Source organism: Bradyrhizobium sp. USDA 4341, from assembly GCF_054063755.1.
Genome location: NZ_JBSSGO010000002.1, coordinates 4053155 through 4064124, shown reverse-complemented (window position 1 = coordinate 4064124; position 10970 = coordinate 4053155). Strand labels below are relative to the sequence as shown.

At 65.1% G+C, this 10970-nt stretch carries 13 protein-coding genes; 10 read left to right on the top strand and 3 right to left on the bottom strand.

Annotated features, from left to right (window positions below):
* The first annotated feature begins 47 nt into the window (after positions 1–47).
* From ACVIGB_RS25265 to ACVIGB_RS25220, 10 genes are all read left to right on the top strand, one after another.
* Positions 48–701, top strand: a complete 654-nt coding sequence (locus tag ACVIGB_RS25265) for a glutathione S-transferase family protein (protein WP_456720604.1) — start codon at positions 48–50, stop codon at positions 699–701.
* 162 nt (positions 702–863) lie between these two features.
* A complete protein-coding gene (locus ACVIGB_RS25260) occupies positions 864–1235 on the top strand; it encodes a nuclear transport factor 2 family protein (RefSeq protein WP_456720605.1) in 372 nt (123 codons plus the stop codon).
* 70 nt (positions 1236–1305) lie between these two features.
* Positions 1306–2511 (top strand): serine hydrolase domain-containing protein, encoded by a 1206-nt coding sequence (locus ACVIGB_RS25255; protein WP_456720606.1) that lies wholly within the window; start codon positions 1306–1308, stop codon positions 2509–2511.
* A gap of 123 nt (positions 2512–2634) precedes the next feature.
* A complete protein-coding gene (locus ACVIGB_RS25250; RefSeq protein ID WP_456720607.1) occupies positions 2635–3051 on the top strand; it encodes a YciI family protein in 417 nt (138 codons plus the stop codon).
* Between the two features lie 158 nt (positions 3052–3209).
* Positions 3210–3635, top strand: a complete 426-nt coding sequence (locus ACVIGB_RS25245; RefSeq protein ID WP_207833036.1) for a YciI family protein — start codon at positions 3210–3212, stop codon at positions 3633–3635.
* Between the two features lie 81 nt (positions 3636–3716).
* Positions 3717–4082: a YciI family protein gene (locus tag ACVIGB_RS25240; RefSeq protein ID WP_092123713.1), complete on the top strand. Its 366-nt coding sequence runs from the start codon at positions 3717–3719 to the stop codon at positions 4080–4082.
* A gap of 223 nt (positions 4083–4305) precedes the next feature.
* On the top strand, positions 4306–4833 hold the full coding sequence (locus ACVIGB_RS25235; protein WP_456720608.1) for a dihydrofolate reductase family protein: 528 nt from the start codon (positions 4306–4308) through the stop codon (positions 4831–4833).
* A gap of 131 nt (positions 4834–4964) precedes the next feature.
* Positions 4965–5678, top strand: coding sequence for a TetR/AcrR family transcriptional regulator (locus ACVIGB_RS25230; RefSeq protein WP_092123717.1), 714 nt, complete (start codon positions 4965–4967; stop codon positions 5676–5678).
* 131 nt (positions 5679–5809) lie between these two features.
* Positions 5810–6301 carry a DUF2852 domain-containing protein gene (locus tag ACVIGB_RS25225; RefSeq protein WP_092126683.1) on the top strand — a complete coding sequence of 164 codons (492 nt, stop codon included), beginning with the start codon at positions 5810–5812 and terminating at the stop codon, positions 6299–6301.
* Positions 6302–6449: 148 nt separating this feature from the next.
* On the top strand, positions 6450–7217 hold the full coding sequence (locus ACVIGB_RS25220; RefSeq protein WP_456720609.1) for a serine O-acetyltransferase: 768 nt from the start codon (positions 6450–6452) through the stop codon (positions 7215–7217).
* 24 nt (positions 7218–7241) lie between these two features.
* Here the strand turns inward: ACVIGB_RS25220 and ACVIGB_RS25215 are convergent, their stop codons facing one another.
* From ACVIGB_RS25215 to ACVIGB_RS25205, 3 genes are all read right to left on the bottom strand, one after another.
* Positions 7242–8000 (bottom strand): haloacid dehalogenase type II, encoded by a 759-nt coding sequence (locus ACVIGB_RS25215; RefSeq protein WP_456720610.1) that lies wholly within the window; start codon positions 7998–8000, stop codon positions 7242–7244.
* Between the two features lie 348 nt (positions 8001–8348).
* The gene (locus ACVIGB_RS25210; protein ID WP_456720611.1) at positions 8349–9422 is read right to left on the bottom strand and encodes a tartrate dehydrogenase; all 1074 of its coding nucleotides are present in this window, start codon (positions 9420–9422) and stop codon (positions 8349–8351) included.
* A 20-nt stretch (positions 9423–9442) separates the two neighbouring features.
* Positions 9443–10756: an MFS transporter gene (locus ACVIGB_RS25205; protein WP_456720612.1), complete on the bottom strand. Its 1314-nt coding sequence runs from the start codon at positions 10754–10756 to the stop codon at positions 9443–9445.
* Positions 10757–10970 lie beyond the last annotated feature (214 nt).

The following is a 10970-nucleotide window of genomic DNA, read 5'->3' as shown; positions in this document are numbered from 1 at the left end:
CGGTCTCCGGTTCGTCCTCCGGGTACTGGTCCCATGATGGAGTTCTGATGTCACTGACCCTGCATTACCACCCGCTGTCCTCGTTCTGCTGGAAGGCGCTGGTCGCGCTTTACGAGAACGGCGCGCCGTTCACGCTGAACATGGTCAATCTCGGCGATCCCGCCGAACGCGCGGCGCTGCTCGCGCTGTCGCCGATCGGCCGCTTTCCTGTCCTTCACGACGAAACGCGCGGCGAGGCGGTGCCTGAATCGAGCATCGTTATCGAATATCTCGACCGGCACTATCCCGGCACCGTCAAGTTGATTCCTGACGACCCGGAGCTTGCGTTGCAGACCCGGCTGCGCGATCGCTTCCTCGATCTCTACGTCCATCTGCCGTTGCAGAAGATCGTCGGCGACCGGCTGTGTCCGGCGGACAGCAAGGATCCGCGTGGCGTCGCCGAAGCGCGGGCGCAGCTCCGCACCTCCTATGCGATCCTCGACCAGCAGCTCGCGCAAGGCGGCTGGATGATGGGTGAGCAGGTCTCGCTGGCCGACTGCGCCGCCGCGCCGGCGCTGTTCTACGGCAACAAGGTCGAGCCGATCGGGGAGGGCCACCCGCATCTGGCGGCCTATCTCGAGCGGCTGATAGCGCGGCCGTCCTTCGCGCGCGTCCTCAAGGAAGCTGAGCCCTATTTCGGCATGTTCCCCAAGGAAGACTGAAAAGGAAACCTGAAAAAGGGAACCTGAGGTCCGATCAGGACTCCGAAAATAAATGCGGCGCGATGTCGTTTTCGCGTCGTCCCGTTCGTCATCTCCCTGAAGTCCGGGTTCTGGAGCGCCGGTCGCGCCGAGGGGCCCGGGCGACATCTGTGTGGAGACGACATGGCTGCAGCTGGCAACAGGGCCGAGATCATCCGCGGGATCTTCGCCGCCTATCTCGCCAATGACCGCGCGAGCGTCGAGGCCGCGTTCGCGGAGGATTTCCGCTTCTCGACGCCCTATGGCGAGAACATCGACAAGCCGCGCTATTTCGCCGAGTGCTGGCGCGACTCTGGCTGGATCGGCCGCCACGAGATCGAGCGCATCATGGTCGACGGCGTTGAGGCCTACGTCACCTATCGCTGCGTTGCCCGGGACGGCAAGAGCTTCCGCAACACCGAGTTCTTCGTGTTCGACGGCGACAAGGTGTCGCGCATTGACGTCTATTTCGGTGCGTCGCATCAGGACGGCGAACTGGTCAGGCAGGATCGATAAGGCAGCCTCGGTGATATCGCTCGCGCGATCGTCGCAGGCGAGCATGAATTCTGCGAAGGAAACCTGGAAAATGTCCATTGCAAGTGAAAGCAGCGGCCTGTCGCAGGCACGGCTCGGACGCCTGCGCGAGGTGCTGGCACGCCATGTCGATGGTGGCGACGTTCCAGGCCTCGTGGCGCTGGTCAGCCGCCGCGGCGAGATCCATGCCGATGTGCTTGGACGCATGGCGATGGACGGGCCGGCGATGCAGCGCGACACCATCTTCCGCATCGCCTCGATGACCAAGCCGGTGACGGCGGTCGCCGCGATGATCCTGGTCGAGGAATGCCGGCTCAAGCTCGACGATCCCATCGATCGCTGGCTGCCCGAGCTCGCCGATCGCCGTGTGTTGCGCACTATCGAATCCGAGATCCACGACACGGTGCCGGCCACGCGCGCGATCACGCTGCGCGACCTTCTGACCTTCCGTCTCGGGCTCGGCATGATCCCGGTGTTTCCGGCGCGCTATCCGATCCAGATGGCGATCGCGGATGCCGGCTTTGCGCCCGGGCCGGTGTTTCCGTCGTTTCCGCCGGACGAATTGCTGCGCCGCTACGGCACGCTGCCGCTGGCCTATCAGCCCGGCGAACGCTGGCTCTACGACGCGGGGAGCCTGATCCTCGGCGTCCTGATCGCGCGTGTTGCCGGAACCTCGTTCGCGGACTTCCTGCAGGAGCGGATCTTTGGACCGCTCGGCATGAGCGACACGGCGTTCCACGTGCCGCAGCACAAGCTGTCGCGGCTTGCGACGTGCTATGGCGGCGATCCTGCGACCGGCACGCTGAAAGTGTTCGACGAACCTGCGACCGGCAGATACGCGGCGCCGCCGGCGTTCGAGAACGGCGGTGCCGGTCTGGTGTCGACCGCGGATGATTTCAACGCCTTCGCGCAGATGCTGCTCAACGGCGGGCGGCTCGGCACCGAGCGCATCCTGTCGCGTCCCTCGGTGGAGCTGATGACGTCGAACCAGATCACGCCAGAGCAGAAACTTGGCTCCGAGTTCTTGCTCGGTTCGCGCGGCTGGGGTCTCGGGCTGTCGGTGTTCACTGTGCGCGACGATCTCTGTCATGTGCCGGGCCGCTACGGCTGGGACGGCGGCTATGGCACCTCCTGGTATTCCGACCCGCGCGAAACGATGACCGGAATCCTGTTGACCCAGCGCATGATGGATTCGCCGCAGCCGCCCGCGGTGTTCTCCGATTTCTGGACGCTCGCCTATCAGGCGATCGATGACTAGCCTGGAGCGTGCGTCAATGACCTCGAGAATAATTTCAAACGCCGTGTCGGAATCGCAAACTCTGCATCGTCGTTTAATCGAGCGCCGGTGCTGTAATCGGCTCAGAGACAACGGAGCAGGACGATGAAGTTCATGGTGATCGTGAAGGCGAACAAGGATACCGAGGCCGGTGTGATGCCGAGCACCGAGCTGCTTGCCGCGATGGGCAAGTTCAACGAGGAGATGGTCAAGGCCGGCGTGATGCAGGCCGGCGAGGGCCTGCATCCGACCAACAAGGGTGCGCGCGTCAAATATGCCGACGGGCAGAGCACCGTGAGCCACGGGCCGTTCAGCCCGACCGGCGATCTGGTCTGCGGCTTCTGGCTGATCGAGACCTCCTCGCTCGATGAAGCGATCGACTGGATGAAGCGCGCGCCGTTCGGCGGCGGCTCCGAGATCGAGATCCGCCAGGTGTTTGCCGCGGAGGATTTCGGCGAGGCGCTGACGCCCGAGCTGCGCGAGCAGGGAGAGCGCCTGCGTGCGCAGGCCGGAAGGAAGTAATGACTTCGTCATTCCGGGCTTGCGCGTCCAAGTCGGCTGTTGCCGACTTGGACAAATATTAAGCGCCGAATTCGGGTGAACTCCAATTCGGACGGCGCATTCCTGAAATGACGGGGATGAGAACTCCACGTGATTCAACTAGCAAGAAAGTCCGACCAATGCGTTTCATGATGCTGATGATCCCACTCGGCTACGAGTCCGCGCCGGCCAAGCTCGAGCTCGACCCGGAACGGGTCGCCGCGATGATGCGATACAATCAGGCGCTGAAGGACGCCGGCGTGTTGATCACGCTGGAAGGCCTGCATCCGCCGGCCTCAGGCGCGCGCGTCAAGTTCGACACCGGCCTGCCGGTGGTGATCGACGGTCCGTTCACCGAGGCCAAGGAAGTGATCGGCGGCTTCTGGATGATCGAGGTCGCCTCGCGCGCCGAAGCGATCGCATGGGCGAAGCAGTGCCCGGCCTCCGCCAACGAGATGATCGAGATCCGCCAGGTGCAGGAGATGGCGGATTTCTCCGAGGAAGTGCAGCAGGCGGCCGCGACCTTCGAACATCCGCAGGGCGGCTGGGGCAAGGCGCTGCGCTAGATCTCAAACGAGAAGCGATGCCGCTCCAAAGCGTCATCGTATCACCAACCGATCGTCAAACCACCACAACGGAGAAGCACGATGAGCAGCAACACCTTCCTTGCCGTCTATCTCGGCGGCGGCAAATCCGGTTCGCGCATGGCAGCCTGGAACGCGCTGCCGGAGGCCGAACGCCGTGCCAAGGAGCAGCAGGGCATGGCCGCATGGGGCGCCTGGGTCGAGAAGCACCACGACGTGATCGTCGAGATGGGCGGGCCGCTCGGCAAGACCAAGCATGTCGGAGCCGGCGGCACCGCCGACATCGCCAATCTGATGACCGGCTTCACCGTGGTGCGCGCGCCCTCGCATGAGGCGGCGGCAAAGCTGTTCGAGAACCACCCGCACTTTTCGATCTTCCCCGGTGAGGCCGTGGAGATCATGCCGGTGCTGCCGATCCCGGGCCGTTAGTGCCCCGGGACGCTAGTCCCCAGGGCGATAGTCCCCGGGGCGCTGGAGCGCCAAACCCACTGTACCTCTCCCGCTTCCCGCGGGAGAGGGCTCCCTTCCAGAGAACGAACGTCTGCTTGTTCGATCCACCGACAAGCTGCGTGCATTGATCCGCCCGACCGACGTCGCTCTCAGGTCATGCCGGCCCAAGCAAATCTGAAAAATTGGGTGGAGGTCTCGCGCCATGGCGAAGCTCGTCTTCGGATTGAACCAATCGCTCGACGGCTATGTCGATCATCAGGCCATGCTGCCGGACACCGGGCTGTTTCGTCATTTCATCGAGCAGGTGCGCGGCGTGACCGGCATGGTGTACGGCCGCCGCATGTACGAGGTGATGCGCTATTGGGACGAAGACCTTCCTGACTGGGATGCGGAGGAGCGCGACTATGCGGCAGCGTGGCGGAGCCGGCCAAAGTGGGTCGTGTCGCGCTCGCTGAAGTCGGTCGGACCCAACGCGACGCTCGTCGAGCGGGACCTCGCGGCGGCGGTGCGCGGGCTGAAGGCCCGGCTCGACGGCGAGATCGAAGTCGCTGGACCGGAGCTGGCGGGGAACCTGACCGGGCTCGGCCTGATTGACGAGTATCGAATCTACCTCCGCCCGATCGTGCTTGGTCGTGGCAAGCCGTTCTTTGCCGGCCGCGCGCCGCTCCGCCTCGTCGCAAGCGATCGGCTGGGCGAGAACACGATCAGGTTGACCTACGTCCCCGCCTAGTCACGCAATGCGCCTGACGGCTTGGCGAGGCAGTCCTCGACGGCGTTCGGCCAGCCGGTCCGTTAATCTTGATGAACCGCCGGCCTGGCCGCTAGTGACCTTTACCGCCGGCTCATGTAAAAGCCGTTCACATGAGCTGGCGCAAGGACCAAGGCCGCGCCGAGCGCGGCTATCATCACGGCAATCTCAAAGAGGCGTTGCTGCAGGCAGCGCTCGACCTGATCTCGAAGAAGGGGCCGGCCGGCTTCACCTTCGCGGATGCTGCGCGCATGGCCGGCGTCAGCCCCGCCGCGCCCTACCGCCACTTCCGCGACCGTGACGAACTGATCGCCAGCATCGCGCAGCGCGGCTTCGAGCAGTTCGAGGCGCTCTTGACGCAGGCCTGGGACGACGGTCGCCCCGACACCGTCTCGGCGTTCGAGCGGGTCGGCAAGGCCTATCTCGCCTTTGCGCGCGAGGAGCCCGCATTCTACTCCGCGATGTTCGAATCCGGCCTGCCGGTCGATTCCAATCCGACCTTGATGGCGGCAAGCGAACGGGCATTTGCGATCATCCGCGCCGCCGCCGAGCGACTCGCGGCGCTGGCGCCGCCCGGCACACCGCGCCCGCCGGCGATGATGATGGCGCTGCATATCTGGTCGATGTCGCACGGCGTCGCCTCGCTGTTCGGCCGCGGCGATGCCGCGCGGCGCAAGCTGCCGATGTCGCCGGAGGATCTGCTCGAGGCCGAGGTGCTGATCTATCTGCGCGGCCTTGGCTTCCTCACCGATCGCAGGCCGGGAACCGCGGCCGCCGACGAAGAGCCGGCCGGCGACAGATCCGGCCCGTGGGGCAAGCCGAAATAAGGTTCAACGGCGAAGTCAAAAATAATCCGAGGGGTGCGTCATCTGCTCTGCTTGACTTTCCCAAGGGGTCGGCTATCTATGTAAATGTTATTTACATTCACAACGGCGTGATTGCCGTCATGGAGAAGGAAATGGCCTACACCGCAGATGTCAATCGCTGGCGCGGCCCCGTCGAAGAGCCCTACCGTCCGCACTTCTACGCGACGCCGTGGCATCCCCTGAAGATCGCCGGGATCATCCTCGGCTTCATGATCTGGTGGCCGATCGGCCTCGCCCTTCTCTTTTTCACACTCGGGAGCAGAAAAATGGCCTGTTGGAGTCACTACGATCAGGATCGCTGGTCGAACAAGATGGAGCGCATGCAGGACAAGATGGAGCGGATGAAGAGCCGCATGGAGCGCCGCGGCTTCCCGTTCGGCGGCTTCGGCCCGCCCACCAGCGGCAACCGCGCCTTCGACGAGTACCGCCAGGACACGCTGCGCCGGCTCGAGGAAGAGCAGGTCGAGTTCAAGAACTTCCTCGATCGCCTGCGCCACGCCAAGGACAAGGAAGAGTTCGACGCCTTCATGGCGCAGCACAAGACCCGTCCGACCCCGCCGAACGATCAGCCGCCGCAGAGCTGATCCCGCGAGGCAAGCACTGAGCCTTCAGGCGATATGCCCCCATAGAACCTGATGGCCCGAGCCGCCCGTTTGCGACAAGCAAGCGGGCGGTTTGCATTGTGCGGTGGTCATGCCCACTCTATCGTCCTGAGCGGGCGATGAGGTGATCATGGCGGCATTTGCGACGGCGAGTCCCGACGATCTCTGGTTTGCGATCCGGCGCGAGGCGGAAGCTGCTGTTGTCGCCGATCGCTTTCTCGAGGCGTCGGCTGCGTTCATCCTCGATCAGGGCGATCTCGGCGGCGCGCTCGCCTTTCTGATCGGCCGGCGCGTCAGCCGCGCCGAGGCCGATCGCGCGCAGTTCATGCGGACCGCCCGCGAGGCGTTCGCGGCCGAGCCCGCGCTGGTCGATGCTGCGGCCACCGATCTGGTTGCCATCGTGCGCCGCGACCCGGCGATCACGGGCTTGCTGCCGCCGCTCCTCAACTTCAAGGGCTACGTCGCGCTGCAAGCCTGGCGCGTGGCGAACTGGCTGTGGCGCCACGATCGCCCCGATCTTGCGCTGTTGATGCAAAGTGCGGCGGCGGACCAGTTACAGATCAGCATTCACCCGTCGGCCCGGATCGGAACGGCGGTTTTCCTCGATCACGGCACCGGCATCATCATCGGCGCGTTGGCTTCCGTCGGCGACGAGGTCACGATCCTGCAGAACGTCACGATCGCGCGGCATCAGGATGACCCGCGCCACGCGCCGAGGATCGGCCGCGGCGTGTTGCTCAGCGCCGGCGCAACGCTGATTGGAGATCTCACTGTCGGCGACTTCGCCAAGGTCGGCGCCGGCGCGCTGGTGACGTCGGACGTGCCGGCCGGCTGCACCGCCGTCGGCGTCCCCGCGCGGCTGACCAATTGCGCGGAGGCGGGTGCGCCTGGAGCATGATCCGGAAAATGGCCCCTCGCGTCGTCACGCCGGCACGAGCATGTCGGCGAGTTGCGTAAGGCTGTCCGCGTGAAGGTCGATCCAGGATTCCGGCGCGACGTCGACCTTCGCCGCCGGCCCGAACTCCAGCGGACGGGCGACGAACGCAGTGCGCATGCCGAAGGCGCGGGCCGCCTTCAGGTCGTATTTGTGGCAGGCGACCATCAGGATCTTGTCGGCGGGAAAACCGAGGTAGTCGACGGCGAGCTGATACACCGCGGGTGACGGCTTGTAGCTGCGTGCAAGCTCCGCGGTCAGCACGGCGTCGAAGGGCAGCTTGGCGTGCTTGACCACCGCCACCACGGCAGCCATGCCGGCATTCGACAAGGTCGAGGTCACGAACCGGCTGCGCAGGCGTGCAAGGCCTTCGACGCTGTCGGGCCATGCATCGAGCTTGCTCCACACCGTGTTCAATTCGTCGCGCTCGTCGCTGGAAAAGGCCTCCGAGAGGCCGTGGCGATTGAGCAGCACATCCAGCGCCTCGCGATAGATGCGGTCGACCCGAATCCATGGGCGCTTGCCACCGATCACGTCGTCGAGCGCGGCACGATAGAGATCGCGCCACTCACTCGAGAGTTTGGCCCAGTCGAGCGCAAGCCCCTTCGCGGCGTTGACGGCCTGCCCCGCACGCAGGATCGGCTGATAGAAGTCGACGCACGTCCCCTGGACGTCGAACGCGACGGCGCGGATCTCGTCGCGCCATGTCGCGGCGCCTGCCGGCTGTATCCCCGTCATCGCGGCCATGATCGATAGTCCTCCAACGGTCATGAAGTGTCGTCTGGTCAGATCGGGTAGCACGGTTTGTTCCCCGGTTGCGGTATTGGAAGCAGGCGCGGCGATGCCTTCGTGAGGTGGGCACCTTGGTCAGGCTCCCTCTCCCCTTGCGGGAGAGGGAGGGGCGAGGGGTGGCCCCGGGAGCGATGCGAGAGGTAAGCGAAGTTCAGTCAACTTGCTCGCCGGATCGTATGCAGTCCTCGTCACTAATTATCAGCGGAGCAAGTGCGCCCCTCTCCCCAACCCTCCCCCGCAAGGGGGGAGGGAGCCCGACCAGCGTGCTCGCCTCACTGTGTGATGCGGCTCGCTAACGCCCCCTCACACATTCGATCCGTGGATCGCGTCGATCACGGCGTCGGTCACTTCCTTGGTCGTCGCCTTGCCGCCGACGTCGGGTGTCAGCACGCCGGCTGCGCACACCTTCTCGACCGCGGCCATCAGGCGCGCGGCGGCGTCCTTTTCGCCGAGATGCTCCAGCATCTGCGCGCCGGTCCAGAAGGTCGCGACCGGGTTGGCGATGCCCTTGCCGGTGATGTCGAAGGCCGAGCCGTGGATCGGCTCGAACATCGAGGGGAAGCGGCGCTGCGGGTCGATGTTGCCGGTCGGCGCCACGCCGAGGCTGCCGGCCAGGGCGCCTGCGAGATCCGACAGGATGTCGGCGTGCAGATTGGTCGCGACGATGGTGTCGAGGCTCTTCGGATTGAGCGTCATCCGCACAGTCATGGCGTCGACCAGCATCTTGTCCCAGGTCACATCAGGGAACTCCAGCGCCACCTCGGCGGCGATCTCGTCCCACATCACCATACCGTGGCGTTGCGCGTTCGACTTCGTCACCACGGTGAGGAATTTGCGCGGCCGCGACTGCGCGAGCTGGAACGCGTAGCGCATGATCCGCGTCACGCCGACCCGGGTGAAGACAGCTACTTCCGTGCCGACTTCTTCCGGCAGGCCCTTGTGCGCGCGGCCGCCCATGCCGGCATACTCGCCTTCGGAATTCTCGCGCACGATCACCCAGTCGAGATCGCCGACGCCGACATTGCGCAGCGGCGAGGCGACGCCGGGCAGGATCTTGGTCGGCCGCACATTGGCGTACTGATCAAAGCCCTGGCAGATCGGCAGCCGAAGGCCCCACAGCGTGATGTGATCGGGCACGTCGGGCGCGCCGACCGCGCCGAAATAGATCGCGTCGAAATTCCTCAGATCGGCGAGGCCGTCGGCGGGCATCATCACGCCGTGCTTCTTGTAGTAGTCCGAGCCCCAGTCGAAGGTCTTGACGTTGAAGCTGAGGTCGCCGCTGCGCTTGGCCAGCGCCTCCAGCACGCGGACACCCGCGGAGATCACTTCGGGGCCGATGCCGTCGGCGGGGATGGCGGCGATGGAATGGGTACGCATGGGTTCTCTCCGATATGTGGTTAGCGGGTTCGCACGGGATTGGGTTGAGGTCCGGTTTGCGCGGGCGCGCTCTGCGCGCGCGAAAGCAGCAGCGTGAGCACGGCCGAGAGCACCAGCAAGCCGGCGACGAAATAGAGGCCGCCTTCGAAACTGCCGGTGCGTTCCTTGATCCAGCCGATCATCGCCGGGCCGACGAAGCCGCCAAGATTGCCGATCGAGTTGATGGTGGCGATCCCTGCCGCGGCGGCCGAACCCGACAGGAACATGGTCGGCATGCTCCACAGCGGCGGCTTCGACGAGGAGATGCCGATATTGACCAAGGTCAGCGCCGCGATCACGGCGGCAAGGCCGGTCCATAGCCCGGCAAGCGCTAGTCCTGCCGCTGCGATCAGGCAGGCGATCACGACGTGCCAGGTGCGTTCGCCGGTGCGGTCGGAATGCCGCGCCCACAGGATCATCGCGATCACGGCGATGGTTGCCGGCACCGCGTTGAGGAAGCCGACCTGCAGAGACGACAGGCCGAACGCCTTGATGATCTGCGGCGCCCACACGCCCAGTGTATAAAGCCCGGCCGAGGTACCGAAATAAACCAGCGCCAGCGCCAGCACGCGCGGGTCGGCCAGGCCGCGCCAGATGCTGTGGCTCGCGGTCGCGGCCTTGCCGTCGTTCTCCGCCTTCATGGTCTTGACCAGCCAGGCGCGCTCGTCATCCGCAAGCCATCGGGCCTGCTCCGGCCGGTCGGTCAGGAAGCCGAGCACGACGAAGCCGAGCAGCACGGCGGGCACGGCCTCCAGCACGAACAGCCATTGCCAGCCCTTGAAGCCGAACAGGCCGTCCATCTCCAGCAACGCGCCCGACACCGGCGAGCCGAGCACGGTCGAGAGCGGCGCGGCAGCCATGAACAGCGCGGTGACGGCGGCGCGCTGCCGCGCCGGGAACCAGTAGGAGAGGTAGAGGATGATGCCGGGAAAGAAGCCGGCTTCCGCGGCGCCGAGCAGGAAACGCAGCACGTAGAAGCTGGTCGCGCCCTGCACCAGCGCCATCGCCGCCGAGACCAGGCCCCAGGTGATCATCACCCGCGCGATCCAGATCCGCGCGCCGATCTTGTGCAGGATGATGTTGGAGGGCACCTCGAACAGGAAGTAGCCCCAGAAGAAGATACCGGCGCCGAAGCCGTAGACCGTCGGCGACAGGCCGATGTCCTTGTTCATGGTCAGCGACGCGAAGCCGATATTGACGCGGTCGATGAAGGCCACGAAGTACAGCAGCATGATGAACGGCACGATGCGCAGTGAGATCTTGCGCAACACGCGCGTGCCAAGCTCGCTTTCCATGGGCTTCCTCAGGGGTTCGTCTTGTTTGTTGGGACGGCGCATTTTGCCGCGCCATTGGGAAGCCTAGAGGCGCGCGCCCTTCCGATTCAATCCGCACCGGTTTATACAAAAAAATGATATAATCGCTGCCGTCGCCCGTCATTGCGAGGAGCGAAGCGACGAAGCAATCCATCCTTCCGCATATGGGGTGGCAATGGATTGCTTCTCGGAGCCT